This is a genomic window from Nocardioides sp. JCM 18999 (assembly GCF_055391175.1).
Genome location: NZ_AP043887.1, coordinates 944,565 through 969,196, shown reverse-complemented (window position 1 = coordinate 969,196; position 24,632 = coordinate 944,565). Strand labels below are relative to the sequence as shown.

General features: G+C 70.9%; 24 protein-coding genes. 12 read left to right on the top strand and 12 right to left on the bottom strand.

Annotated features, from left to right (window positions below):
• Window positions 1-9 precede the first annotated feature (9 nt).
• The 5 genes from ACZ5J1_RS04665 to mraZ all read right to left on the bottom strand — a co-directional run bounded on the left by ACZ5J1_RS04665 (window position 10) and on the right by mraZ (window position 5,494).
• Window positions 10-1,587: a UDP-N-acetylmuramoyl-L-alanyl-D-glutamate--2,6-diaminopimelate ligase gene (locus ACZ5J1_RS04665; RefSeq protein ID WP_464562983.1), complete on the bottom strand. Its 1,578-nt coding sequence runs from the start codon at window positions 1,585-1,587 to the stop codon at window positions 10-12.
• A 9-nt stretch (window positions 1,588-1,596) separates the two neighbouring features.
• A complete protein-coding gene (locus ACZ5J1_RS04660) occupies window positions 1,597-3,393 on the bottom strand; it encodes a peptidoglycan D,D-transpeptidase FtsI family protein (protein WP_464562981.1) in 1,797 nt (598 codons plus the stop codon).
• A gap of 54 nt (window positions 3,394-3,447) precedes the next feature.
• Window positions 3,448-3,894, bottom strand: a complete 447-nt coding sequence (gene ftsL / locus ACZ5J1_RS04655) for a cell division protein FtsL (protein WP_464562979.1) — start codon at window positions 3,892-3,894, stop codon at window positions 3,448-3,450.
• Window positions 3,895-3,904: 10 nt separating this feature from the next.
• Window positions 3,905-4,897, bottom strand: coding sequence for a 16S rRNA (cytosine(1402)-N(4))-methyltransferase RsmH (rsmH, locus tag ACZ5J1_RS04650; RefSeq protein ID WP_464562977.1), 993 nt, complete (start codon window positions 4,895-4,897; stop codon window positions 3,905-3,907).
• Between the two features lie 180 nt (window positions 4,898-5,077).
• Window positions 5,078-5,494 (bottom strand): division/cell wall cluster transcriptional repressor MraZ, encoded by a 417-nt coding sequence (mraZ, locus tag ACZ5J1_RS04645; RefSeq protein WP_464564705.1) that lies wholly within the window; start codon window positions 5,492-5,494, stop codon window positions 5,078-5,080.
• A 195-nt stretch (window positions 5,495-5,689) separates the two neighbouring features.
• Between mraZ and ACZ5J1_RS04640 the strand changes: the two genes are divergently transcribed.
• From ACZ5J1_RS04640 to ACZ5J1_RS04630, 3 genes are read left to right on the top strand one after another with little or no spacing between them, the layout of a single operon-like run.
• Entirely contained in the window at window positions 5,690-6,646 is a 957-nt protein-coding gene (locus ACZ5J1_RS04640; RefSeq protein WP_464562976.1) for an AAA family ATPase, read from the top strand.
• Window positions 6,647-6,648: 2 nt separating this feature from the next.
• Entirely contained in the window at window positions 6,649-7,824 is a 1,176-nt protein-coding gene (locus tag ACZ5J1_RS04635) for a DUF58 domain-containing protein (RefSeq protein ID WP_464562974.1), read from the top strand.
• Between the two features lie 8 nt (window positions 7,825-7,832).
• Complete coding sequence (locus ACZ5J1_RS04630; RefSeq protein WP_464562972.1) at window positions 7,833-10,091, top strand: transglutaminase TgpA family protein; 2,259 nt, start codon at window positions 7,833-7,835, stop codon at window positions 10,089-10,091.
• Window positions 10,092-10,113: 22 nt separating this feature from the next.
• Here ACZ5J1_RS04630 and ACZ5J1_RS04625 read toward each other — a convergent pair whose 3' ends face one another.
• The 4 genes from ACZ5J1_RS04625 to ACZ5J1_RS04610 form a co-directional block, all read right to left on the bottom strand.
• Complete coding sequence (locus ACZ5J1_RS04625; protein ID WP_464562970.1) at window positions 10,114-10,542, bottom strand: DUF3040 domain-containing protein; 429 nt, start codon at window positions 10,540-10,542, stop codon at window positions 10,114-10,116.
• A gap of 80 nt (window positions 10,543-10,622) precedes the next feature.
• Entirely contained in the window at window positions 10,623-11,351 is a 729-nt protein-coding gene (locus ACZ5J1_RS04620; RefSeq protein WP_464562968.1) for a methyltransferase domain-containing protein, read from the bottom strand.
• A gap of 38 nt (window positions 11,352-11,389) precedes the next feature.
• Window positions 11,390-11,839 carry an SAV_6107 family HEPN domain-containing protein gene (locus tag ACZ5J1_RS04615; protein WP_464562966.1) on the bottom strand — a complete coding sequence of 150 codons (450 nt, stop codon included), beginning with the start codon at window positions 11,837-11,839 and terminating at the stop codon, window positions 11,390-11,392.
• 47 nt (window positions 11,840-11,886) lie between these two features.
• Complete coding sequence (locus tag ACZ5J1_RS04610) at window positions 11,887-12,414, bottom strand: hypothetical protein (RefSeq protein WP_464562964.1); 528 nt, start codon at window positions 12,412-12,414, stop codon at window positions 11,887-11,889.
• Window positions 12,415-12,455: 41 nt separating this feature from the next.
• Between ACZ5J1_RS04610 and ACZ5J1_RS04605 the strand changes: the two genes are divergently transcribed.
• Window positions 12,456-13,721, top strand: a complete 1,266-nt coding sequence (locus tag ACZ5J1_RS04605; RefSeq protein ID WP_464562962.1) for a phytoene desaturase family protein — start codon at window positions 12,456-12,458, stop codon at window positions 13,719-13,721.
• A gap of 1 nt (window position 13,722) precedes the next feature.
• Here ACZ5J1_RS04605 and metF read toward each other — a convergent pair whose 3' ends face one another.
• Window positions 13,723-14,607, bottom strand: a complete 885-nt coding sequence (gene metF, locus ACZ5J1_RS04600) for a methylenetetrahydrofolate reductase [NAD(P)H] (protein ID WP_464562960.1) — start codon at window positions 14,605-14,607, stop codon at window positions 13,723-13,725.
• Between the two features lie 22 nt (window positions 14,608-14,629).
• Between metF and ACZ5J1_RS04595 the strand changes: the two genes are divergently transcribed.
• Window positions 14,630-15,703 (top strand): polyprenyl synthetase family protein, encoded by a 1,074-nt coding sequence (locus ACZ5J1_RS04595; protein ID WP_464562958.1) that lies wholly within the window; start codon window positions 14,630-14,632, stop codon window positions 15,701-15,703.
• Between the two features lies 1 nt (window position 15,704).
• Here ACZ5J1_RS04595 and ACZ5J1_RS04590 read toward each other — a convergent pair whose 3' ends face one another.
• Window positions 15,705-16,091, bottom strand: coding sequence for an Rv2175c family DNA-binding protein (locus tag ACZ5J1_RS04590; protein WP_464562956.1), 387 nt, complete (start codon window positions 16,089-16,091; stop codon window positions 15,705-15,707).
• 107 nt (window positions 16,092-16,198) lie between these two features.
• Here ACZ5J1_RS04590 and pknB point away from each other — a divergent pair, with 107 nt between their 5' ends.
• From pknB to ACZ5J1_RS04565, 5 genes are all read left to right on the top strand, one after another.
• Window positions 16,199-18,226 (top strand): Stk1 family PASTA domain-containing Ser/Thr kinase, encoded by a 2,028-nt coding sequence (pknB, locus tag ACZ5J1_RS04585; protein ID WP_464562954.1) that lies wholly within the window; start codon window positions 16,199-16,201, stop codon window positions 18,224-18,226.
• Window positions 18,227-18,473: 247 nt separating this feature from the next.
• The gene (locus tag ACZ5J1_RS04580; RefSeq protein ID WP_464562953.1) at window positions 18,474-18,794 is read left to right on the top strand and encodes a hypothetical protein; all 321 of its coding nucleotides are present in this window, start codon (window positions 18,474-18,476) and stop codon (window positions 18,792-18,794) included.
• Window positions 18,795-19,189: 395 nt separating this feature from the next.
• Complete coding sequence (locus ACZ5J1_RS04575; protein WP_464562951.1) at window positions 19,190-19,492, top strand: hypothetical protein; 303 nt, start codon at window positions 19,190-19,192, stop codon at window positions 19,490-19,492.
• A 44-nt stretch (window positions 19,493-19,536) separates the two neighbouring features.
• Entirely contained in the window at window positions 19,537-20,472 is a 936-nt protein-coding gene (locus ACZ5J1_RS04570; protein WP_464562949.1) for an alpha/beta hydrolase, read from the top strand.
• Window positions 20,473-20,707: 235 nt separating this feature from the next.
• Window positions 20,708-21,412, top strand: a complete 705-nt coding sequence (locus ACZ5J1_RS04565) for a hypothetical protein (protein ID WP_464562948.1) — start codon at window positions 20,708-20,710, stop codon at window positions 21,410-21,412.
• An 11-nt stretch (window positions 21,413-21,423) separates the two neighbouring features.
• Here ACZ5J1_RS04565 and ACZ5J1_RS04560 read toward each other — a convergent pair whose 3' ends face one another.
• Window positions 21,424-22,662, bottom strand: a complete 1,239-nt coding sequence (locus tag ACZ5J1_RS04560) for an HNH endonuclease (RefSeq protein ID WP_464562946.1) — start codon at window positions 22,660-22,662, stop codon at window positions 21,424-21,426.
• 154 nt (window positions 22,663-22,816) lie between these two features.
• On the opposite strand from ACZ5J1_RS04560, the gene ACZ5J1_RS04555 reads away from it, so the two are divergent.
• Both ACZ5J1_RS04555 and ACZ5J1_RS04550 read left to right on the top strand, forming a co-directional pair.
• On the top strand, window positions 22,817-23,743 hold the full coding sequence (locus tag ACZ5J1_RS04555; protein ID WP_464562945.1) for a deoxyribonuclease IV: 927 nt from the start codon (window positions 22,817-22,819) through the stop codon (window positions 23,741-23,743).
• Entirely contained in the window at window positions 23,740-24,624 is an 885-nt protein-coding gene (locus ACZ5J1_RS04550) for a DMT family transporter (RefSeq protein ID WP_464562943.1), read from the top strand. The genes ACZ5J1_RS04555 and ACZ5J1_RS04550 overlap by 4 nt, the downstream gene beginning before the upstream one ends.
• The last annotated feature ends 8 nt before the right edge of the window (window positions 24,625-24,632 follow it).

Genomic DNA, 24,632 nt, shown 5'->3' with positions numbered 1-24,632 from the left:
ACCATCTTGTCAGGCCGGAGCGCTCAGGTCCCCATCCGACGTGCCGACGCGCGCCGCGAGCATCTCGCGCAGCGTCTGCCGGGCGACGTCGCGGTCGTCGAAGGGGTGCACCTCACCGGCGATCTCCTGACCGGTCTCGTGTCCCTTGCCGGCGATCAGGACGATGTCGCCGGTCCGGGCGGCCTCGACCGCGGTGGTGATCGCGGCGCGCCGGTCACCGATCTCGAGGACCTCGGCACTCCCCCGCCGGGCGCCGGCGATGACGGCGGCACGGATCGTGGCCGGGTCCTCGGTGCGCGGGTTGTCGTCGGTGACGACGACCAGGTCGGCGAGTCGACCGGCCAGCTCCCCCATCACGGGGCGCTTGCCCTGGTCCCGGTCGCCGCCGGCGCCGAGGACGACGATCACACGGCCCGAGGTGAGCGGTCGCAGGGTGCGTACGGCGGCCTCGACCGCGTCCGGCTTGTGGGCGTAGTCGACGACGACGGTGAAGTCCTGGCCGACGGCGATCCGCTCCAGCCGCCCCGGGACGCCGGAGGTGGCGCCGATCCCGGTGGCCACGCGGCGCTCGTCCAGCCCCGCCTCGGCGGCCGCGGCGATCGCGGCGAGGGAGTTGGCGACGTTGAAGTCACCGGCCAACGGGCTGCGCGCCTCGAACCGGCGTCCGTCGGGTCCGAGCACGGTGAACGTGGAGCCGTCGGGTCCGAGCACGACGTCGTGGGCCTCCCAGTCGGCCTCGCCGTGGGTGGACATGGTGACGATCGGGATCCGGGCCTCGGCGGCGAGCCGACGGCCGTGCTCGTCGTCGATGTTGACCAGTCCGCGACGGGCCCGCTCGGGGGTGAACAGCGACGCCTTGGCGGCGTAGTACTCGGCCAGGTCGTGGTGGAAGTCGAGGTGGTCGCGGCCGAGGTTGAGGAAGACCGCGACGTCGAACCGGACGCCGTCGACCCGGCCGAGGACGAGCGCGTGGCTCGAGACCTCCATCGCGCACGCCTTGACCTTCTTCTCCCGCATCTGCGCGAAGATCGCCTGCAGGTCGGGGGCCTCGGGCGTGGTGAGGCTGGTCTTGACGTCCCGGCCGGCGATCCGGGTGCCGACGGTCCCGATCACCCCGGCGGTGATCCCGCCGGACTGCAGGCCCGCCTCGAGCAACCGGGTGGTGGTGGTCTTCCCCTGGGTGCCGGTGACACCGATCATGGTCAGCGCCTCGGCGGGCCGGCCGTAGATCTGCGCGCTGAGCCCGCCCAGGAGGGCCCGCGGATCGTCGGTGACCAGGACCGGGGTGCCGGCCAGGTGCGGGGACCCGGGCCGGATCCGACCCGCGCCGACCTCGTCGGTCAGGATCGCGACGGCGCCCGCGTCGAGGGCGTCGACGACGAAGTCGATCCCGTGCACCCGCTGGCCGGGCAACGCCGCGTAGAGGTCGCCGGGCAGGAGCCGCTGGGAGCTGAGCGAGACCCCGGAGACCCGGACGTCCGGGTCGCCGACGAGACGGATCTCGGGGGCGAGGAGGTCACCGATCCGGGTCTGGCCCGGGCGTTGCGGGCGAGTCGCGGCGACGGCGGCGCGATCGACGGGAACCATTGACGCAGGCTAGTACCGGAGCGCGCCCTTGCCCCATTCCACCGGCAGGTGGGAGGGCGTGGTCTCGGTCGGGGGGACGCCGTACTTGCGCAGCAGGAAGCTCATGATCCGGGAGAACACCGGGCCGGCGTTGGAGCCACCGCCCTGGTTGGACTTCGGGTCCTGGACGGCGACGTACACGGTGAACCGGGGGTCGTCGGCCGGGGCGAACCCGGCGAAGGAGACCGTCAGGCTGCCGTCGTAGCACTTGCACTTCGGGTTGGCGCGCTGCGCGGTCCCGGTCTTGCCCGCCACCCGGTAGCCGGGCACCTGAGCCTTGGGTGCGGTCCCCGTCTTCGGGTCCACGACACGTTCCATCATCTGCATCATCTGGGTGGCGGCCTCGGCGCTGACCACCCGCTGGGACGTCGTGTGGTCGGTGCCCACGGCCTGGCCGTCGTCGTTGGTGACCGAGCCCTTGATCAGGCTCGGTGAGACCCGGACGCCCCCGTTGGCGACCGTGTTGACCGCCGCGGCCATCTGGAGGGCGTTGACCGAGAGGGACTGACCGAAGTCGATCCGGTCCTCGATCTGGGAGTTCCACTGCGTGGTGCTGGGCAGGATCCCCGGGGACTCCCCGGAGACGCCGATGCCGGTGCGGACGCCGAGACCGAACTGGACCAGGTAGTTGCGCAGTTGGCCGGGCTCGAAGTGGTCGGCGGCGAGCACGGTGCCGATGTTGGAGGACTGGGCGATGACGCCGGCCAGCGTCCACTTCTTCGTCGGGTGGTCGAACCAGTCGTGGATCACGCGGTCCTGACGGGCCAAGGTGTTCGGCACGGTCAGCTTGGTCCGGTTGGTCACCTTGCCGGCGTCGATCAGGGCGGAGAGGGTGAGCACCTTCTGCACCGACCCGGGTTCGTAGACGTCGGAGAGCGAGCGGGCGCCGAGGTCCGCCTTCGGGAAGGCCGTCGGGTTGTTGGCGTCGAAGGTCGGGTAGTCCGAGAGCGCGAGGATCTCCCCGGTGCGGGTGTCCTGCGCGATCGCAACGCCGGACTCGGCACCGGAGCTGGCCACCGCCTCGGCCAGCGCCTTGTCGGCGTACCACTGCACGTCGCGGTCGATGGTGGTGGTGATGTTCTGCCCGTTGACGGCCTTGACGGTGGAGGACTCCCCCAGCGGGACGCGGACACCGCCGGCCATCTCGTAGGTCTCCGAGCCGTCCTTGCCTGCGAGTACGTGGTCGAAGGAGCGCTCGAGGCCGCCGAGGGACTCGTCGGTGCCGACGAACCCGACGATGTTGGCCGCGAGGTCGCCGCCCGGGTAGTCCCGGATCGGGTCGCGCTGGGTGCTCAGTCCCTTGAACCCGAGCTGGTCGGCCTGCTCGACCGCCTTGGTCGCGACCGTGGCGGGGATCCGGCGCGCGACGTAGGCGAACCGGGAGATGTCGTCGCCCTCACCCTTGCCCCGCAGCGCCTTCAGCGCGTCGAAGTAGTCGACGTCGAGCTTGTTGGAGAGGAACTTGGCCAGCTGGGGGGCCTGGGCCCGGGTCAGCTTGGGGTCGGCGATCACCATCAGGCCGTCGACCGAGTCGGCCAGCGGCTCGCCGTTGCGGTCCAGGATGTCGCCGCGTTCGGCGGGCAGCACGATCGGCACCAGGTCGGCCTCACGGGCCGCGGCGGCGTACGCGTGCGGGTCGATGCCCTGGAGCTGGATCAGCCGGGCGGCGAAGAAGGAGACGATCATCGCGATCACCAGGAACCCGATCCGCAGACGGACCTGGGGTGCCCCGCGCTGCGACCCTCGCTTGACCTTGCCCTGACCCACTCGCACAGTCTGGTGGACGTCCATCGCTCTGCCCGGTTGCTCGACCGCGTGTCGTCAGCGGAAGGACGGCTTGCGGACCTTCACCCACAGCGGCGGGGTGTACGCCCCGTCGGCGGGTGCGGTCACACCGGAGACGGCACCGCTGCCGAGCTGGAGCATCGCGACGTTGGACGGGATCACCATGCCCAGGTGACGCGCCGCCTCGGCGACCTGCTGCGGGTCACGCAACGACTCGAGCTGCATCTGCAGGGTCTGCTCCCGGGCGTCGAGGGTGGTGGCCTGCTTCTCAAGGCGGGACTCGGTAAACGAGGCGGCCTGCATCGAGGTGTTGAACATCAGCAGCGCGACGACGCCACCGACCAGGATCGCGCTGACCAGCAGCACGAACGGCAGCTCGGAGGAGCGGACACGGCGGCGCGGGACCACCTGCAGCCGGGCACGTTCGAGGAGCTCCGGCTCCAGCCAGGCGCGACGACGGGTCGAAGGAGCGACGTTGCTCATCGGGCAGTCCTCATCGGGTGGGGCTCATCTCGGATCGGGGAAGACGTTCAACGGCTCGGAGGCGGACCGAGGCGGCTCGGGGGTTGTGAGCGCTCTCGGCCTCGTCGGCCTGCTCGGCGCCCCGGGTGACGAGGCGGTACTCGGGCTCCATCCCCGGCGGGACGAAGGGCAGGTCCGGCGGGACGTCGAGCTTGGTCACCTTCGTGAAGGACTGCTTGACCAGCCGGTCCTCGAGGGAGTGGTACGACTCGACGACGACCCGACCGCCGACGCCGATGACCTCCAGCGCGGCCGGCATCGCCCGACGGAGCACGGCGAGCTCGTCGTTGACCTCCATCCGCAACGCTTGGAAGGTCCGCTTGCCGGGGTGCCCCCCGGTCCGGCGGGCCGGAGCGGGGATCACGTCGTAGAGGAGCTCCACCAACGGTCCGCTCGTCGTCCACGGGGTGGTCTCCCGGCGGGCGACGATCGCGCGGGCGATCTGGCGGGCGAACTTCTCCTCGCCGTACTCGCGCAGCACGCGGGTCAGCTCGGGGACGTCGTAGGTGTTGAGGATCTCCGCGGCCGTCAGGCCGGCGGTGTCGTCCATCCGCATGTCGAGCGGTGCGTCGTCGGCGTACATGAAGCCGCGCTCGCGCAGGTCGAGCTGCATGCTCGAGACGCCGAGGTCGAAGAGCACCGCGTCGACGTGGTCGAGGCCCTGGTCGGCGACCACGTCGGCGATCTCGTCGTAGACGGCGTGCACGCCGGTGAACCGGTCACCGAAGGGTGCCAGCCGGTTCCGGGACATGCCGAGCGCGTTGAGGTCGCGGTCGATCCCGATCACGCGGGCCTCGGGGAGACGCTGCAGGACGGCCTCGGTGTGACCGCCGAGGCCGAGGGTGCAGTCGACCATCACCGATCCCGGCGCCTGGAGGGCGGGCGCGAGGAGCTCCACGCAGCGGTCGAGGAGGACGGGAACGTGGCGGGGGTTCTCCCCCGCGGCGCTCGACCCTGCGCTCATCTCGACCCTCATCCGTGACGGTTACTGCTCGTGGTGGTGCTCAGAAAATGCGGTGCGGCTCCATAAAGCGGGGACTCATGCCCGCTCCCGGGGAAGTGCCACCTGGAACCGGGGAAGTGACCCCAGCTGGCAAGGGAGCGGGTCTGAGACCTCGTCCTACGGAGCCGCTGTTCAGTTGCGTTAGGTGTTCGGGTTCTCGTCCAGCTCGGCGAACTTCGCCTGCGCCGCCGAGTTGTACTCGTGCCACTTCTGCGGATCCCAGATCTCGACCCGGTCCATGACGCCGATGACGACCACGTCCTTGTCGAGGCCTGCGTAGGCCCGCAACAACGGGGAGAGACCGATCCGACCCTGCTTGTCCGGCGTCCCCTGCTCGGCTCCGCCGAACAGGACACGGGCGTAATCGCGTGCCCCCCGATTGGTCATCGGGGTCTGCTGCGCGCGCTGCGCCTCGGCCATGAAGACGTCCTCGGGCCACACGACCAGGCAGTTCTCCTGGCCTTGCGTCACGACGACTCCTTCACTCAGTCGCTCCCTGAACTTCGCTGGGAGGAAGAGGCGTCCTTTGTCATCGAGCTTCGGCGTGTAGGTGCCCATGAAGAACATCTCCGGGCACCTCCTGCCTCCACATCAGTGGCCTCGTCCTCCACTTTGCCCCACGCTACCCCACTTTCCTCCACCGTCAACCACCATTCCCCCCTTTGCACCCTTTTTCTCCCCCCATACCTCGACTTCGGCAGGCTGGACCGGACTTGCCGCGGCCACGACCGCCTTCCGGGTAGGTTTCGACACGTGACGGATGTGGAGTCCCGCGTCGACATCGCGGCCATCGCCCAGCGACTGCGGAGCAACATCACCCAGGTCATCGAGGGCAAGCCCGAGGTGGTCGAGACCGCCCTGGTCGTCCTGCTGGCCGAGGGGCACCTGCTGCTGCAGGACGTGCCCGGGGTGGGCAAGACCCAGCTGGCCAAGGCACTGGCCCGTTCCATCGGGGGGACGGCGCGTCGGATCCAGTTCACGCCCGACCTGCTGCCGTCGGACATCACCGGGGTGTCGGTCTTCAACCAGGAGACCCGCGAGTTCGAGTTCCGCCCCGGGGGTGTCTTCGCGCACGTCGTGATCGGCGACGAGATCAACCGGGCCTCGCCCAAGACCCAGTCCGCCCTGCTCGAGTGCCTCGAGGAGCGCCAGGTCACCGTCGACTCGCACACCTATGTCCTGGAGTCGCCGTTCATCGTGATCGCCACCCAGAACCCGGTGGAGATGGACGGGACCTATCCCCTCCCCGAGGCCCAGCGCGACCGCTTCATGGCCCGGGTCTCGATCGGCTATCCCGCCGTCGAGGCCGAGCTGGCGATGCTGACCCGGCACGCGGCGAACAATCCGCTCGACTCCCTGGTGCCCGTCACCACGGTCGAGGAGATCCGGGCCGCGATCACCGGAGTCTCCGAGGTGCACGTCTCCGACGCCGTCCAGCGGTACGCCGTCCTGATCACGTCCGGGACCCGGACCCACCCCGACCTCGCTCTCGGAGCATCCCCCCGGGCGACGCTCCACCTGGTCCGGGCCTCGAAGGCGCGGGCCGCGTTGGCCGGTCGCGACTACGTCATCCCCGACGACATCGCGAACCTCGCCACCAGCGTGCTCGCGCACCGCCTCGTCCCGACCGTGCAGTCCTCGCTGGCGGGCCGGACGCCGGAACAGGCTCTCGGCCGGATCATCGGCTCGACGACGGTCCCCCGGACCTGACCATGGCTGACCGGCGTCGGCTGAGCCCGCGTGGCACCGGCATCACCGCCGGCGCGGCGACCTGCCTGGTCACCGCCCTCGCCACCGGTCAGGCGCTGCTGCTCGCCGCGGCGACCATGGGTCTGGCGCTCGTCCTGCTCGCGTTCCTCGCCATGCGGACCCGGCCGACCACCCCGGTCACCGCGGTCAGCCGGTCGCTGGCGAGCCCGGTGGTGCCGATCGGGACGGTGCTGGCCGTCGAGCTGGGCGTGACCGCCAGCGAGCTCTCCGGCCTGACCACGCTGCGCTGCTCCGAGGAGCTCCCGGAGGCACTGGGTCTGGAGAACCCGAGCTGGATGGTGCCCGGCTCCCACCACGTCGCGTTGACCTACCAGGTGACGCTGCCGCACCGCGGTCGCTTCGAGCTCGGCCCCCTCGCCCTGCGCCAGACCGACCCGTTCGGCCTGGTCGCGCGCACCTCGACCGTCGGTTCGACCGCACCGATCCTGGTCACCCCGCGGGTGGTCGGCCTCCCCCGGATCACGATCGCCGGCGCCTCGGCCGCCTCGGGCGAGCAGCGACCGCGCAGCTTCTCCTCCGGCAGCGCCGAGGACGTCACCGTGCGCGAGTACCGACGCGGTGACGACCTGCGCCGGGTGCACTGGCGCAGCACCGCGCGGGTCGGTGACCTGATGGTCCGTCGCGAGGAGCAGCCCTGGCAGGCCCGGGCCACCGTGCTGATCGACAACCGCACCGGCGCCCACACCGGGACCGGCCCCGACTCCCCGTTCGAGCTCGCGGTCAGCGCTGCGGCGTCGGTCGCCTGCCACCTGCTCGAGCAGGGCTTCACCGTGCGGCTGGTCTCCGCCGCCGGCGTCCTGGTCGCGAGCACCCAGGTCAACGACGCCCTGCTCGAGGCGTTCGCCGAGATCGAACCCACTCCGGCCCGGGTGATCGACCCGACCGCGGTCGCGGAGCCGACGGCCGTCACCTTCGCGATCGTCGGTGGGGCGACCTCCGAGGGGCTCGATGCGCTGCGCCGCGCCCGACTCGGCTCCAACACCGCGCTCTCGATCGTGGTCGACGACCGCGCCTCGGTCGCCGGGATCCTGCACGACGGCGGTTGGCGGACCACGGACCTGGCCGAACCGGCGGGCCTCATCCCCGCCTGGCTCGGGTTGGGAAGCGGTCGCGGATGAGTCCCCGGGTGCGGAGCGAGATCTGGTGGCCGCTGCTGCTCAGCGCCGTCAGCGCCTGGACCGCGGTGACGGCGGCCAGCGCCTGGTCGGTGCTGACGCTGCAGGACCTGGCCTGGCTGTGGCGGGCCGCGGTCATCGGCCTCGTCGTCGCGCTGGTCGGCGCCGGGAGCCGGATCGCCTCGGGCCCGGCCTGGCGGCCGTGGCAGGCGGCAACGACCGTCGTGGCTCAGGTCGGGCTCGGTCTGGTGGCCGGGTGGTGGCTGGTCGCCGGCACCGCACTGCCGTGGGGCGCTCCCCCGTCGCAGGTCCTCGACCGGGTCGGCGACGCGATCCAGGTCAGCCTGCACAACCGTCCCCCGGTGCCCTCGGCGGACGTGCTGCCGGTGCTGCTGGCCGGGGTGCTGGCCGCGGCGGTGGTGATGGACCTGGTCGCGGTCGGCCTGCGCCGCCCCGCACTCGGCGGGCTGGTCGTGGTCGCGATCTGGGTCGCCACCTTCTTCGACGCCCCGGTCGACCCCACCGCCTGGATGGTCGCGCTGCCCGCCGCCGGCTGGTGCGCTCTCCTGCTCGCCTCCGGTCCCGCGGGCGGCGGTCCCCGGGGCCAGTCCACCGAGACCTGGGCGGGTGACGCCCTGCGGCGCGCCTGGCTCGGCGCCGCCGGTCTGGCGGCGGGCGCCATCACCGCCTCGGTGGTGCTGACCTCGATGGTGCCGGTCGGCCAGCTCAAGGTGATCGACCTGACGGGCGGCGAGGGTACCGGCGGGAACGGCCTGCGGGTGACCAACCCGATGGTCGACATGCGCAATCAGCTGGTCCAGGGACGGGACACCACCCTGCTCTCGCTCCAGACCGACGACCCCGACCCGAGCTACCTCCGGCTCACCGTGCTGACCACGTTCCAGGACCTGCAGTGGACCCCGGGCACCCGGACGGTGCCGTCGACGAACCGGCCGGGCGACACCCTCCCGCCGCTGCAGGGCGTGAGCCAGGAGATCCCCCGCACGACGTACCACTACGTCGTCACGGGTCTGCGCGGCTTCGACGCGCGGTGGCTGCCGACGGCGGCACCGATCAGCTCGATCGAGGCCCGCGGCGACTGGCGCTACGACACCAGCACGATGGACTTCCTCGCCGCCGACGGCGGGTTGACGGTGCAGGGTCAGCGCTGGGAGATGGAGGCCGTCGATCTCGACCTGCGCGAGGCTCGGCTGGAGTCGCTCTCCCCGTCCGCGCTCGTCGGGGTCCGTTACAGCGAGCTGCCGAAGTCGTTCCCGCAGAGCGTGCGGAAGCTGGCGCGTGCCATCACCGCCGACGCCTCCTCCCCGTTCGGTCGGGCGGTCGCCCTGCAGTCCTGGTTCCGGACCAACGGCGGCTTCACCTACGACACCTCGGTGTCGCTCGGCGACGGCACCGACGCGCTCGAGGAGTTCCTGACGGTGGGCAACCGTCGGGGCTTCTGCCAGCAGTTCGCCTCGGCGATGGCGGCGATGGCCCGCGCCCTGAACATCCCGTCCCGGGTCGTGGTCGGGTTCCTCAAGCCGGACAAGCTGACCGACACCGGCACCGCGACCGACACCTGGGTCTACTCCGCGCACGACCTGCACGCCTGGCCGGAGCTGTACTTCCAGGGTGCCGGGTGGGTCCGGTTCGAACCGACCCCGAGCGTTCGCGCCGCCACCGTGCCCAACTACACCCGCAACGTCACCGAGGTGCCCGCGGCCGAGCCGACCGAGGCGCCGAGCGCGTCCTCGTCGGCCCAACCGCAGGGCCCCTCGCCGCGTCCTGCCGATCAGGACGGGACGTCGCAGTCGTCGGGGAGCTCCTCAATCGGACGGGTGGCCTGGATCACCGTCGGCGTCGTCCTGCTGCTCCTGCTCGGCGCCGTGCTGCCGTGGGCGGTCCGGTCGTGGCGACGTCGCGGCCGGCTGCGGCTCGCCGGTCCGGAGGACCTGTGGCAGGAGCTGCGGGACACGGCGGTCGATCTCGACGTGGCCTGGCCAGATCACGCCTCGGTACGGCGCCAGGCCGACTCGCTGCCCCCATCGGCTGCGGGCTCGCCGGGGGTCGGTGACTCGTTGACCCGACTGCGCACCGCGGTCGAGGTGGAGCGCTACGCCCGGCCCTCGGGCACGGCCACCCTGGAGGCGACCCGGGACGGGGCACGGCAGGACCTGGATGCGGTCACCTCGGCGTTGTGGGAGTCGGCGGGACCGCGCACCCGTCGGCGGGCGCGGTGGTGGCCGGCTTCCCTGCGGATCCGGCGCTGATCAGCTGACGGCCGGAGGCCGGTCACCAGTCGCGGCGACGACGCTCCCAGCGCATCTCCATGCGCTGCATGAACGTGCCGGTGCGCTGCTGCTTCGTGCGACCGAAGACCCGGTGCGAGGACTTGCCGCCCTGGATGAGGGTGAAGCCCTCGGGCTGCTCGGGCGTTGCGGCCGGCAGGTTCGGTCGGGCGCGCAGGACGCTGAGACCGATCGTGCCTGCACCGAGCATCACGACGAAGCCCAGCACGCTCACGAACGGGAGCTGGGTGATGACGCCCGTCATCAGCAGAGCGATGCCCGCGACGAAGGCGACCCCGGCGATGATGGCGCGACGACGAGCGGATCGACGAAGGTTCGTGCCCCTCAACGTCGAGGCGAACTTCGGATCCTCCTGCAGGAGGGCGCGCTCCATCTGCTCGAGCAGTCGCAACTCCTCTTCAGAGAGTGGCACCTGTTCCTCCCACCACCGAAACCAACGTGTTCTCCAGTGTAGGCAGGCACACCCGCCCCACGGTAGGGAGCGGCAGAAAATCAGCCCTGAACCGGGACATCGAGCCCGACCGGAGTAGCCATCAGGTGGAGCTGGGTCGCCAGCGCGAGGAACTCCGGCCGCGCCGCGACGGCGCGTTCCAGCTCGAGCAGCGCCAGCGTGGCGTGGTGGTCGGCGTCCTGGAGCGACCCCGGAACCAGGTCGGCGAAGACCCGGACGCCGTGCAGGGAGGTGAGCTCGAACCCGGCAGCGAGGACCAGGTCGGTGACCTCCTCGGCGGTGAAGCGGCGACCCACCCGTCCCTGGGGGCCGGCCGAGTCGAGCAGGGCGAGGGCGTCGTCGAGGTGGCCGGCCATCGCACGGGCCACCACGGCGGCGTACCGCTGGGCGACGACCAGGCTGAGGATCCCGTCGGGGCGGAGCACCTCGGCCAGCGAGGCCAGGGCGACGGCCGGGTCGCTGACCACCTCGAGCACGCCGTGGCAGAGCACCACGTCCACGCTCGCCGGCCCGAGTCCGAGGCGGGCCAGGTCGCTGAGGTCGCCCTGGTGGGCGGTGACCGTGACACCGATCTCGCGGGCGCGCCGGTCCAGGGCGGAGAGCGCATCGGGACTGGGGTCGACCACGGTCACCCGGTGACCGGCCTCGGCGATCCGGACGGCGAAGCCTCCGGTCCCGCCGCCGATGTCGAGCACGTCCCGCGGCGCTGCTCCCAGCAGGGGCTCGAGGGTCTCCCACACAACGCTGGCACGGGTCCGGCTGGCCGACATGTCTGGCAGCCTAGCGGGCCTGCGGGGACGGGTCGGGGTCAGCCGGCGTCTCGGATGCGCGCGCCGGTGGAGAGGTCCAGCGGCGGGTGCGCGACCACGCCGAGGGACTCCTCGACGACCGCCAGGAATCGATCGGCGGCTTCGAGGAGGGTGATCGCCTCGTGCTCGCTGACGGCACCGGTGGCACCGGCCTCGGCGGCCGCACGCTGCGCAGCCCCCGAGGCGAAGTAGCTCGCCCAGGACGCCATCTCCTCCGACGTGTCGGCGAGCAGCACCCAGGCGTTGCGCTGGCGGCGCGAGCCCGGCGTGGGCTTGGCCCGGGCGGCGAGCCAGGCCGCAGCCGCCCGGAGCGCGGCGACGTGGGCGGCGGAGAACCGGCGGGCCGGGTCGGAGGCGTCGAGCGCCTCCGCCAACGAGTCCGCGGAGCGGGCCAGGTAGACGTGGGTCGTCGCCGGGAGGAAGCCGGTCTTCGAAGCGTCAGCGGTCATGGATCGGAGTCTGGGCCGACCCACCGACATTTCTGCGAGCTCGCCTGCTACCGCTCGAGCGGATCGGGTTCGCGCGGGTGGATGTAGGCGGTCGTCAGCGGGTGCCACAGCGGCACCATCAGCGCGATCGCCAGCACCAGCATGCCGACGGCACAGACGGTGAACACGCCCGGCTGACCCACCCGGAAACCGGCGATGCCGGCCACGGCGGCGAAGAAGAGCAGCAGGGTGATCCCGATCCGCGCCCACTCGAAACCGTTGCGAAGGAAGACGGCCAGGATGCCGGTCAGGCCCGCGAGCACGATGAACTCGGTGATCCCGACGGGGATGAACCGCGGCGGCGGGATGGAGCCGTCCTTGACCGCCTGCAGACCCCGGGTCTCGAGGATCTCCCGGACCGCGGGGTTGCCCTGGGCCCAGACGGTGATCAGGTCGTCGTGGCGGATGATCAGCAGCACCAGGGTGAACGCCCCGGCGATGATCATCACGACGATCAGCCGGATCGCGAGGTTGAGGGTCCAGGGACGCTCGTCGTCGGCGAAGTCGGTCTGGTCGTGTGCGGTCACCTCGGTCATGGCGCGGCCATCCTACCGGCGCACTCGCTAGAGTCGCCGCCGTGGCACGGGTCGTGGTGGTCGGCGGAGGTCTGGGTGGCATGGCGAGCGCCGCTCGGCTGGCCAAGCAGGGGCACGAGGTCGTGGTGGTCTCACCGGACCTGGGCGGCGCCCTGGTCCCCTTCGAGGCCGACGGGTTCTCCTGGGACTTGCAGTCGGTGACGCTGCTGCCGGCCGTGATCCGCGACCTGGCCCGCAAGTCCGGGCGACCGCTGGAGCGTGAGCTCGATCTCGAGCCGGTCGACATCGTCCGTGAGCACCGCTGGCGCGACGGCACGGTGCACCAAGTGCCCGGTGGGTCACGGGCGGCCCAGCTGGAGTCGCTCGGCCAGCCGTGGGTCGATCACGTGGCGCCGTACGGGGAGACGTGGGAGCTCACCCGGCGCCACCTCTTCGAGACCCGGTCGAGCATCCTTCCGCAGGACCTGGTGAAGCTGCTGCGTCGGCGCGAGTCCTTCCAAGGACGGTTGCGGCGCGACTTCCGGGACAAGAAGCTGCGCGAGGTCGCGGCCACCCCCTTCCTCCTCGCAGGGCACCTCCCCCGCGACATGCCGGCCTGGGCCGGGCAGTCGGCCTACCTGGAGCAGCGGTTCGGCGCCTGGCGCCCCGTGGGCGGGATGGCGGCGCTGCGCGAGGTCCTGGTCCGCAGGCTCGAGACCCGCAAGGTCACCCACGTCGCCGAACCGGTCCTCGACCTGGTCCTGCAGGGCGACCGGGCGGTCGCCGTCCGGACCGCGACGGGCGACGTCGACGCCGACCACGTGGTGGTCGCCATCGACCCGCGCGGGCTTGGTTCCCTGGCTCCGTTGACGACGGCCACCCTGCCCGCGATACCGGCCACCGTGATCCACCTCGGCCTGACCGGTGACGTGCCCGAGCTCACCCACGACGTGGTGCTGCACGGCGACCCGATGATGATCGTCCGCCCGGCCGGTCGCGGCCCGGAGGGGACGACGGCCTGGACCGTGCTCGTCCGCGGTCAGCTGCTCGAGGACATCGACCTGGCGCTGTGGCGGCACAAGATCAAGCTGAAGCCCGAGCAGATCCTGAGCCAGCACCGTCGCTCCCCCGCGGCCCTGGTGGCGCAGTGGCACGGCTCCCCCAACGGCGTGGCGTGGCGCGGGCGGTCGACGGTCCAGCACCGGATCGGACCGCGCACCCCGTTCTCGAACGTGTACGCCGCCGGGGCGGCGAGCATCTCCGGCGACGGGCTGCCGTTCGTCGGGCTCTCAGCGGCGCTGGTGGCCGCCGCGATCGGCGAGGCCTGACTCAGGCCCGGACGTTGAGCCGGTCGAAGATCTCGAGCGTCGCGGTGCTGCGGTTGAGCGTGTAGAAGTGCAGGCCCGGTGCGCCGCCGGCGAGCAGCTCCTCGCAGAGCTCGGCCGCGATCGCGATGCCCTCGGCCCGCACCGCCGCCTTGTCCTCGGCGAGCGCTTCCAGCCGGGCGACGATGTCGGCCGGCACCGAGGTGCCGATCAGCTCGCCCTGGCGACGGATCGCGGCCAGGTTCAGGATCGGCATGATGCCGGGCAGGATCGGGATCTCGACGCCACGAGCGCGGACCCGCTCGACCAGCCCGAAGTAGTCGGCGGCCCGGAAGAACATCTGGGTCACCGCGAACGTCGCACCGGCCCGTGCCTTGGCGACGAGGACGTCGGCGTCGGCGTCCAGGGACGCGGCCGACGGGTGGCCCTCGGGGAAGGCGGCCACGCCGATGTCGAAGCCACCGCGGCGCTGGACTCGCTCGACGAGCTCCTGGGCATAGGTGAATCCGCCCGACGTCGAGACCCACGCTGCGCGCGGGCCCTCGGCCGGATCTCCGCGCAGCGCCAGCACGTTGGCTACGCCCGCGGCGGCGTACTGGTCGAGCAGCGCATCGATCTCAGCGGTGGACAGCCCGACGCACGTCACGTGGGCCAGCGGAACCATCGAGGTCTCACGAGCGATCCGCTCGGTGACCCGGACGGTGCCCTGCTCCCCCACACCCGTCCGCGTCACGGAGACGAAGGTCGGGCGGTAGGGCTCGAGGGCCTCGATCGCGGCCCAGAGCTGGGCCTCGCCGGCCTCGTCCTTGGGCGGGAAGAACTCGAACGAGAAGGACGGTCCGCCCGTGCGGATCAGCTGGCCGATGGGGGCCGCACTCGCCTGAGACATGCGCCCATCCTAGGGTTGCCGGGTGACCCGCTGGGACGACGTGACATTCCGTGGACAGGTCCAGAGCGAGCTCGACTCGTTCCTCGATCGTCAGGCCCAGGTCCTGGCTCCGCTCGGGGCCGACGCCGCGCTCCTGGTCGACCGCGCCCGGGTGAGCGTCAGCGGCGGCAAGCGGTTCCGTGCCGCCTTCTGCCTCTGGGGGTACGGCGCCGTCGCCGGCGTGGACGCGGCCCTGGAACCGAGCGCCGAGCTGGTCCGTGCCTGTGCGGCCCTGGAGATCCTGCACGCCTCGGCACTCGTGCACGACGACTACATGGACGGCTCCGACACGCGTCGCGGTGAGCCGTCGAGCCACCGGTTCTTCGAGCGCGAGCACGCCCGCGCCGGCTGGAACGGTCCCTCGACGACGTACGGCGCGGCCGGCGCGATCCTGCTCGGCGACCTGCTGCTCGCCTGGGCCGACGAGATGCTGCGCACCTCGGGCTTCGGCTGGGAGGTGCTCGGGCCCGGCCTCGAGGTGCTCGACGTGTGTCGCACCGAGGTGATCGCGGGCCAGTTCCTCGACGTGTCGGTCCAGGCCCGGGCCGCGGCCGACGTCCGGACCGCGATGACGGTGCTGCGGTTCAAGTCGGCGAAGTACTCCGTCGAGCGTCCACTGCACCTGGGGGCCGCGCTCGCCGGTGCGAGCGCCGACCAGCTGGGGGCGCTGACCTCGTTCGGGCTGCCGATCGGGGAGGCGTTCCAGCTGCGCGACGACGTCCTCGGCGTGTTCGGCGACCCGAGCACGACCGGGAAGCCGGCCGGCGACGACCTGGTCGAGGGCAAGCGGACGGTGCTGGTCGCGCACGCGCTCGACCTCGCCGAGGCGGCCGACGCCGAGCTGCTCGACTCCTCGCTCGGCACCGAACTCGAGGCCGAGCAGGTCGACCGGCTGCGCCGGATCATCGAGTCCAGCGGGGCGCTCGCGGCCACCGAGACCGCGATCACCGAGCTCACCGCGAGCGGCCTGAGCAGCCTGGCCGGCTCAGGTCTGGACGCGGGCGCGCAGGAGGTCCTGGTCGGACTGGCCGACGCCGCGACCCAGCGTCAGGTGTGACTCAGAACGCCATCGACTGCGCGCGACGCTTGGCCTCGGAGCCGCGGTTCTCCTGCAGGGCGTCGATCGGGCGGCCCGGGAGGTTGGCGTCGAGGAAGAGCCACGCGATGCACTCGCGGTCGTCGTACCCGCCGTCGTGCAGCACGGTGAGCAGACCCGGAAGACCCTTGACGATCTCGTGGCCGTCCAGGAAGAGCGCAGGGATCCGCTGACCGGCGCCCTTGACGCCCGGGGTGGGGACGGCCTGGGCGAGCTGGTGCTCGCGCACCATGGTGCGGACCTTGCCCACGGTGACCCCGAGGGCCTCGGCGACCTCGCTCCAGTCGAGCCAGTCCTCGACCAGCGTGGCCAGGTCGTAATCGGCCAGCAGCGGCGCGTCCTCACTCATGGGGACGATCCTACGGCCGCGGGACGGGCGCGTCGGAAGTGGCGAGCACGGCCAGGCTCCGTACGATGGCATGACCCGTCCCTTCCCCGCGGGTATCAGGAGGTCTCATGTCGCGCGACAAGTACGTCACGGGCGTTGATGCACACGCCCGTACGTCGTCGGGCGATGCGGCTCACGCCGAGGTGAACGACCCGATGCTCGGGGAGATCATCGACGGTCGCTACCTGATCACGGCGCGGATCGCGCGCGGCGGGATGGCGACGGTCTACGAGGCGCACGACCGCCGGCTCGACCGGATCGTCGCGCTCAAGGTGATGCGTCCCGGGATGGGTGACGACCAGGCCTACGCCGCCCGCTTCGTCGGTGAGGCGCGAGCAGCAGCCCGGCTGGACCACCCCAACGTGGTGAAGGTCTTCGACCAAGGTCCGGCCGAGTCCCCCGACGGCGTGCTCTACCTGGTGATGGAGCTGGTCCGGGGCAGCACGCTGCGAGACCAGATGCGCCCCGGGGTGCCGATGGCGCCCGAGCAGGCGCTGAACGTGCTCGAGCCGGTGCTGGCCGCGCTCGCCGCCGCGCACCGGGCCGGCCTGGTGCACCGCGACATCAAGCCCGAGAACGTGCTGATCGCGCGGGACGCGGCGCCCGGCACCAGCAGGATCAAGGTCGCCGACTTCGGTCTGGCGCGGGCTGTGACTGCGCAGACCCAGCACACCTCGACCGGTGTCCTGATCGGCACCGTCTCCTACGTCGCGCCCGAGATCGTGATGCACGGCCGGGCCGACCAGCGCAGCGACGTCTACTCCGCCGGCGTGATGCTCTACGAGCTGCTCACCGGCGCGAAGCCGCACGCGGGCGAGTCGCCGATCCAGGTCGCCTACAAGCACGTGCACGAGGACGTGCCGGCACCGTCCGCGGTGGTGCCGTCGCTGCCGCCGTACGTCGACGCGCTGGTGCAGCGCGCCACGGCTCGTGACCCCCTGCTGCGGCCCACCGATGCCGGCGTCATGCTGCGTCAGGTCCAGCGGGTGATGCAGGCGCTGCGGCACGGTGTCGCCGAGGACGTGGACCTGACCGCGGACCTGGCGATCCCGACCCGCACCATCGACCCCGAGCCGGGTGAGCCCGAGCCGACCGCGATTCAGCACCTGATGGAGGCCGAGGCCACCGCGATCAGGTCCCGGCAACAGCCGACGCGGACGACCGACCTGTCCGACCTGTCCGACGTCTCCGGGCTGCCGCCGGCGCGGAAGCGTCGTCGCCGTGGGCCGTTCTGGGTGTTCCTCGCCGTGCTCCTGATCGCCGCCATCGGTGCTGGCGCCTGGTGGTTCGGCTTCGCCCGCTACACCACCGTCCCCGGAGTGATCGGGCTCGACCAGGCCGCCGCGACCGCGAAGCTCGACGCCGTCGGCCTCGATGTCGCGGTCGGCGAGCCGGAGTGGTCCGACACGGTCAAGGCCGGTCTCGTGATGGGGACCGACCCGTCCGGCGGCGGTCGCGCGATCGACGGCAGCGAGGTGACGATCTTCCTGTCGAAGGGGCCGGAGGTCTACGCGCTGCCCGACCTGTCCGGGCAGTCGCTCGACGGCGCCCAGGGCGCGATCGACGAGCTCGGGATGAGCTTCGGCAAGTCCATCGAGGCCTGGTCGGAGACGGTGCCCAAGGACCAGGTGATCCGGACCGTGCCCAAGGCCGGCACCGAGCTCCGCCCCGGCAGCAACGTCGATGTCGTGGTGAGCAAGGGCCGCCAGCCGATCAAGGTCGCCGACTGGACCGGCAAGAAGGCCTCCACCGCTGATGCGGCCCTGACGAAGTCCGGCCTGAAAGTCGACCAGGAGAAGGTCTACGACGACACCGTCCCCGCTGGACGCGTGATCTCGCAGAGCCCCGACGCCGGCACGTTGTACAAGGGCGACACCGTCACCCTGCTGGTCTCCAAGGGCCCCGAGCTGATCGCGGTGCCCCAGGTCCGAGGCAACGGCATCGACGCCGCCACCGAGAAGCTCGAGGCGCTCGGGTTCAAGGTCAAGACCAAGCAGGCCTCGGTCTACCTCGGTCTCGGGTACGTCGCCTCCAGTGACCCCGGCGCCGGGACCAAGGTGCCCAAGGGGTCGACGATCACGCTGTCGCTGGTCTGACCGGCCGTGGCGTCTCGGCGCCTGGCTAACGCTGGGCGGTTCATCTTCTGGCTCGTCGTGTACGCGACCGCCTACTTCGGCGTTTTCCTGATCGCGGTGGCCTTCGTGCCGGCGCTTCGGTGGCTCTTCCTCCTGCCCGGATACCTGACCGGAGCTCACCTGAATCGCCGGTTGAGGCGCCCCCGGAGGACGGTCGCCGAGGCGACTCGTGGGTAGCCACGCTTCGAACTCCCCTGCACCCGTCCCGGTGGCGATGAAGATCGTGATTGCCGTGTGCGTGCTCCTCGCAGCGGGAATGGTGGCCACCCTCTGGCTGCCGTCGGACGAGGTGGACTACCTCCGTGTGTGCCGCCACGAGCCTTCAGGGATCCGCATGGTTGCGATCCACTGTGAGTCGAGCTCATCAACGTCCGACGGGAGCTACACCTGGTGGTTCCTCGCAGGAACCTCGTCGGTCCCAGAGATCGGTGCCGTCATCCCCGGCGGACAATCGCAAGTCCCGCGTGGTGCCACGGTGACGACCGTCGGCGATGCGAGCACGGAGATGCTGAGCCGTCTTGCGCGGTGACCGCTCAGGTCAACGAGACCGTCTGCCGGCACCAGCCCGTCGAGCCTGCGGCGGCGTCGAGACGAGATCAGCGCCCGCGCACTTCTCGATCGATGCACCGGGCTCGACCTTCGAGTAGAAGCCGGGGTTCGCCTCCAGGTAGGAGCCCGTCGCGTCTCGCACGACGTGCGTCGCCCACACGCCTGCCAGCGCCAACGCAGTGCCGCCTGCAGAGCCGACAACGCCAGCGAGGCCTACGTGCCATCCCCTGATCGCAACGCCGAAAGCGCACGGATCTGCGGGTCCGCCGTTCAGAAGTTCGCCAGACTGCCTGCATGAACCCCTCGGCCCCCTCGAAGCCTCGTCGGCGCATCAGCACGAGTTCGATCCTGATCGCTGTGCTCGCTGCGACCACCGTGGTCGCCTCGACCGGCTGGCTGCTCGCCGCCCGAGACGGTCGCGGCATTCCGGTCGACTGCTACACGCTCGAGGGTGGGAACGTCATCACGTTCGACGCTCCACACGGAAACGCGACCCACCGTTCGAGGTTCACCGTCGCCGAGACCGACGACACGGTCATGCTCGGTCACTGGGAGGAGTCGGAGGGTGGCACGCACACCATGGAGGCCCACGCAGCATCCGTTCGCTTCCTCCTCGTGAAGCCACTAGGAGAGCGGGAAGTGGTGGATCCAGCTGGGGAGAGCATTCCTTCCTGCTGAGACCGAGACGATCGCAGATCTCGATGGCCCTAGGCTCCGGCACCATGACCTGGTTCTTCCGCGCCGTTGCCGGACTCGGCCTCGCGATCGTCGTCTGGGCCCTGACGACCGCGTTCCCCGCCGTCGTCCATGGCCACCCGGCGTACGCCGTCCTCCTGCTGCTGACGGTGCTCGGGTGCGCCTTCGCCCTGTGGCGCCACCGCACGCGGCGGCCGTGGGTCACGGGATGGCGCCGGTTCGGATCCGTCCTGCTGGTCGTCGGGTCGGTGGTGTGGCTCCTGGCGGTGGCCTGGCTGCGTCCCTACTGCGCTGAGGAGCCGGCGATCAGCGCCATGACGTCCGACGCCCGCGTCCAGGTCGAGGAGTCCCTCACCCGGATCGTCCTCAAGCCCACCGGGACGGTCTCGAAGACCGGCGTGCTGTTCCAGCCGGGGGCCAAGGTCGAAGCGCGGGCGTACGCCGCCGTCCTGCGTCCGCTGGCCGAAGCCGGTTACCAGGTCGTGATCGTCAAGCAACCACTCTCGATCGCGTTCCTCTCCCTCGGCGCGTTCGGCTCCGCGCAGGACGACTACCCGTCGATCACCTCGTGGATCGTCGGCGGGCACAGCCTCGGCGGCGTGGCGGCGGCGATGGAGGCGGACGACCATGACTCTGACGCGGAGTCGGCGGTCCGCGGACTGCTGCTCTACGCGGCGTATCCCGCCGACGACATCAGCGGAAGCCTGACGGCGAGCGTGCTGAGCATCTCCGGATCCAACGACGGGCTGGCCACTCCGGAGAAGATCGAGGACTCCAAGGAGAACCTCCCGGAGGGTAGCCAGTTCACCGTCGTCGAAGGCGGCGTGCACGCGTTCTTCGGTGACTACGGCCCGCAGAGCGGCGACGGCAGTCCGACGATCAGCCACGACGAGGCACGGACGCAGATCTCCGGGGCCAGCGTCACGTTCGCCGACCTGCTGGCGGCGCAGTCGGCGCGCTGAGTGCGCCGGGGATCTCGATGGCCGGCCTCGCGACCGGCCATCGAGGCAGCCCCTGCCGATGTGGTCGTACCACTGTTTACGGATCACGGTCGCAGCACAGGATGAACCTGCGGAGCCCGTCCGCCTCAGGGGCGAGGCGAGACAGCGAGGCTAACCCGAGTGCGAGCATCCAGCACCTGAAATATCGCGCGCTGCCTCCGACCTCACACCCTCAGCACGGCCGACTCGTGGTTCGATGACCCGCGTGATGCGTGGCGACCACACCTACCAATTGGCGAGGAAGGCGAAGCGTGGCCAGATCAGCATCTCAGCGCCCCTAGTACCCCTTGCCGACCGCATCGAGAGTCGGTTCGGGGTGCGACCCCTGTGGATCAGCGTCGACGCGATTCCTCGCGCCGGCACCACCGGCGCAGTACGGCCGAGGCTGAACGTCGTGTTCGAACGCACCCGCGACTTCAGGGAGTTCGAGTCGTCCCCCTACTCATTCGATCCCGTCAAGCAGGCAGCAATTGCCGCCGACTTCTTCGCGCTCGTCAGCGAGAAGGCGCGGTCACGCATGCTCCGCAGCATCACGGGAGCTCGTGATGGGGATGATCTCTTCGTCTGCTTCTCCGCTTTTGAACCGGCTGCGATCGAAGACGCGCATCTGAGCGTGCCCACAGCTGACATCTCCGAGATCGCGAGGCGGGCATTCGGGGATCAGTTCTGGGAGGTGTCACGAGCCTTCGGCGCGCCGGTCGTCTTCCTCCACACCGAGGCGCAGGTCGCATCCCACCAGGCGCAACCGGTTCTCGCCCGCCTGGACGACGAGTACCGCGACCTCGTGGCCCCACGAGACGAGTTCGGCTACCTCGAGCGCAGGACGACCTTCGTACCGCTCGACAGCAAGGAGAACTTCGACGAGAACTACGCCGGCAACTGGTACTACTACTGGAAGTAGACGCAGTCGAACTACGCCGCAGTGACGTAGTCGTCGGCGATCTCGAGCTTCGCTGCACTCCGATAGATCTCGATGGGGACGAATCTGATCGTCTCTCGAGGTGGATGCAAGGGCGGTGGGCTGCCGGGCTCGGGATCGAGGTCGGGGTTCTGTTTGGCCCAGTTGCACTGGCGGCAGGTGCCGCGGCCGTTGCTTGCCGACGTTGCGCCGCCGCTCCCCCATTCGTCGGTGTGGTCGATGTGGGCGATCGAGGCGCCGCAGTGGGGCGTCCGGCAGAGCTGGTCGCGGAGCTTGATGAACTCAGCCAGGGCAGGTGGGAAGCGGCGGGCTTTGGATTCCATCGCGACCAGCTGTCCGGTGGCGGGGTCGGTGTAGAGCCGACGGAGCGTTGTCGCCATCCCGGCCGCGCTCGCCTGCAGCAGGAGTTCCTTCGCTAGGTGGGCGGGGATGGGCCCCATCCCGGCCAGCCAGGCAGGTTCGGCGCCTGCCTTGGATCCGCCGAGGAGGGCGGTGTCGGTCATGATCAGGTTGAGCCGGACACCGTGCTTGGGGGTGTCGAGACCCAACGCATCGGAGCCGGTGACCCGCGCGATGAGGGTGTCGGCTCGGACTTGGCCGCGGCTGGTCGCGACCCCGGCTGCGACGGCGGTGTCGGCGGCGGCGTCGAGGGCGCCTTTGACGGCGTAGAGCTGTTCGATGGGCAGGAGCGCGTGGAGCCAGCCCATCCCGTCTCCGCGGTCGGTGGGTCGGCATGAGGTGTGGCGGTCTTCGATGGCGTGGGCGCGGCGGGCTTCGACGGTGGCGCCGTCAAGCTCCGTCGCGATGGCACGGGTGGCGTGGGCGATCTTCTTCGGTGCGAGCTCCCCGAGGTCGGGCTTGGCTGCGATTCGGGTGTCGAGCTCGGCGACGTCGTCGGGGTCGAGGTCGGCTGCTTCGCGCAGGATCGTGAGGACGCGGTACTCGTTGAGCTCCCCGGTCTCCCACAGGTCACTGACCTGGGGCAGGGACTGCACCCGCTTCGCCGCAGCCAACACGACCCGGCCTTGGGTCGGTGTGATCCGGCGTGCGGCGGCGATGATCTCGGCGGCTCCCCGACCCTGGCGTGCTGGCGGCTCCCCACGATCTGTGGCGCGGGCACGCACCTGTCGGTCGAGCTCGAGCGCGAGATGCGCCTGGCGGGCTTCGATGCCGGCCTTCTGGGTTTCGAGGGCACGCAGTTCGTCGACGAGGGTGTCGATGAGCTGGTTCATGCTGTCTCCCGAGTTCGGCGATGTGATAAAGCCGATGCGCCGAGTGTACTCCGGGCCGCAAACGGAGGTCAAGAGCCGTGGGTGGATCTGGGGACAACCGGAGCCGAAGGAGGCGATTCTGCAGCGCGCGCCCGCTCCCCCTACCCTGGCTCTCGTGTCGATCAGCAGTACTGAATCCCGTCCCATCGGAACCCACGTCAAGGTCGGCAAGGGGCTCGTCGCCGGGGCGCTCGCCAACGCCGACGAGTTCGGCTGCGAGACCATCCAGATCTTCGTCGGCAACCCGCGTGGCTGGGCGCTGAGCGCCGGCAAGCCTGCCGAGGACAAGGCGTTCCGCGCTGAGCTCGAGCGCCGGCAGATGCGGGCCTTCGTGCACGCGCCGTACCTGGTCAACCTGGGCTCGCCGACCCCGGCGACGTACGAGAAGAGCGTCGCCTCGATGGCGCACAACCTCAAGCGCGCAGCGGAGATCGGTGCCGAGGGCGTCGTGATGCACACCGGTTCCTTTGTCGCCTCCGCGACCAGCGCCGACGAGGCGGCCGAGAAGTTCGCCGCCGCGATGGGGCAGGTCCGCGAAGCCCTGCTGCCGCTGCTCGACACGCTCGACACCGACGAGGCGCCGTACCTCCTGCTCGAGCCGACCGCCGGGCAGGGCCGCTCGCTGTGCGGCGTGGTCGATGACCTGGAGACCTACCTCGGCGCGCTCGACTTCCACCCCAAGGCGGGCGTCTGCCTCGACACCTGCCACGTCTTTGCCGCCGGCGACCCGCTCGACGAGGTCGGCGGCACCACCCGCACCCTGGACCGCCTGGTCGAGATCGGCGGCCAGGACCGGCTCCGCCTGATCCACGCCAACGACTCCAAGGACGTCCGCGGCGCCAACCTCGACCGGCACGAGCAGATAGGCATCGGCCACATCGGGCTGGGCGCGTTCCGCGAGCTCTTCGCCCACCCGGCGACCGAGGGCGTGCCCTTCATCCTCGAGACCCCCGGCTCGGCCGAGGGCGACACCCCGGACTTCGACGTCCTCAAGACCCTCCGCGCCGAGGTCGAGGCGACCACCGCGACGGCTGGCGCGTGAAGCGCGGAGCACTCCTCCCCACCCTCGCCCTCCTCCTGGTCACGGCGAGCTGGGGTTCGACGTTCCCGCTGACCAAGGACCTGGTCACCCGCGTCCCGGTGGCGGACTACCTCGGCGTCCGGTTCATGATCGCCGGGATCGTGCTCTGCCTGATCGCCCCGCGCTCGGTCACCCGACTCCCCCGCCACCTGTTCTGGCAGGCCGCCGGCCTGGGCCTGCTCTACGGCATCGCCCAGATCGTGCAGACGGTCGGCCTGCAGCACACCTCGGCCACGGTCTCGGGCTTCCTGACGGGCCTGTACGTCGTCCTCACCCCGGTCCTGATGTGGGCGATGTTCCGCACCTGGATCGGCAGTGTGACCTGGGTGGCCGTCGCCCTCGCGACCGTCGGTCTCGCCCTGCTCTCGCTCAACGGTTTCGCCATCGGGCTCGGCGAGGGCCTGACCGTGATCTCGGCGGTGCTCTACGCGTTGCACATCATCGGCCTCGGGATGTGGAGCAAGCCCGAGCACGCGATCGGTGCCTCGGCGGTGCAGCTGGTGATGGTCGGCATCTTCTGCCTGATCTGTGCCTCGTTCGACGGGATCACGCTGCCCTCGAACCAGCACGACTGGACGGCGCTGATCTACCTGGCGCTCGTCGCCGGCCTGCTCGGCATGGTCGGTCAGACCTGGGCCCAGGCACACCTGCCCGCCACCCGGGCGGCGATCATCATGACGATGGAGCCCGTCTTCGCAGCCATCTTCGGCATCGGGTTCGGCGACGAGGAGCTCACCACCCGGATGGCGATCGGCTGTGTGATCGTGCTCGCCGCGATGCTGCTGGCCGAGCTCGGCCCGCGCCGCCACCCCGAGGTCGAGGTCCCGCACCTCGCCGGTTGAACCGGCCG

What these genes read in the sequence shown, in the direction of transcription:
- ACZ5J1_RS04665 (WP_464562983.1), bottom strand. Translation starts at nt 1,587, where the DNA reads ATGGTTCCCGTCGATCGCGCCGCCGTCGCCGCGACTCGCCCGCAACGC.
- ftsL (WP_464562979.1), bottom strand. Translation starts at nt 3,894, where the DNA reads ATGAGCAACGTCGCTCCTTCGACCCGTCGTCGCGCCTGGCTGGAGCCG.
- rsmH (WP_464562977.1), bottom strand. Translation starts at nt 4,897, where the DNA reads ATGAGCGCAGGGTCGAGCGCCGCGGGGGAGAACCCCCGCCACGTTCCC.
- mraZ (WP_464564705.1), bottom strand. Translation starts at nt 5,494, where the DNA reads ATGGGCACCTACACGCCGAAGCTCGATGACAAAGGACGCCTCTTCCTC.
- ACZ5J1_RS04635 (WP_464562974.1), top strand. Translation starts at nt 6,649, where the DNA reads ATGGCTGACCGGCGTCGGCTGAGCCCGCGTGGCACCGGCATCACCGCC.
- ACZ5J1_RS04620 (WP_464562968.1), bottom strand. Translation starts at nt 11,351, where the DNA reads ATGTCGGCCAGCCGGACCCGTGCCAGCGTTGTGTGGGAGACCCTCGAG.
- ACZ5J1_RS04615 (WP_464562966.1), bottom strand. Translation starts at nt 11,839, where the DNA reads ATGACCGCTGACGCTTCGAAGACCGGCTTCCTCCCGGCGACGACCCAC.
- ACZ5J1_RS04610 (WP_464562964.1), bottom strand. Translation starts at nt 12,414, where the DNA reads ATGACCGAGGTGACCGCACACGACCAGACCGACTTCGCCGACGACGAG.
- metF (WP_464562960.1), bottom strand. Translation starts at nt 14,607, where the DNA reads ATGTCTCAGGCGAGTGCGGCCCCCATCGGCCAGCTGATCCGCACGGGC.
- ACZ5J1_RS04590 (WP_464562956.1), bottom strand. Translation starts at nt 16,091, where the DNA reads ATGAGTGAGGACGCGCCGCTGCTGGCCGATTACGACCTGGCCACGCTG.
- pknB (WP_464562954.1), top strand. Translation starts at nt 16,199, where the DNA reads ATGTCGCGCGACAAGTACGTCACGGGCGTTGATGCACACGCCCGTACG.
- ACZ5J1_RS04570 (WP_464562949.1), top strand. Translation starts at nt 19,537, where the DNA reads ATGACCTGGTTCTTCCGCGCCGTTGCCGGACTCGGCCTCGCGATCGTC.
- ACZ5J1_RS04565 (WP_464562948.1), top strand. Translation starts at nt 20,708, where the DNA reads ATGACCCGCGTGATGCGTGGCGACCACACCTACCAATTGGCGAGGAAG.
- ACZ5J1_RS04560 (WP_464562946.1), bottom strand. Translation starts at nt 22,662, where the DNA reads ATGAACCAGCTCATCGACACCCTCGTCGACGAACTGCGTGCCCTCGAA.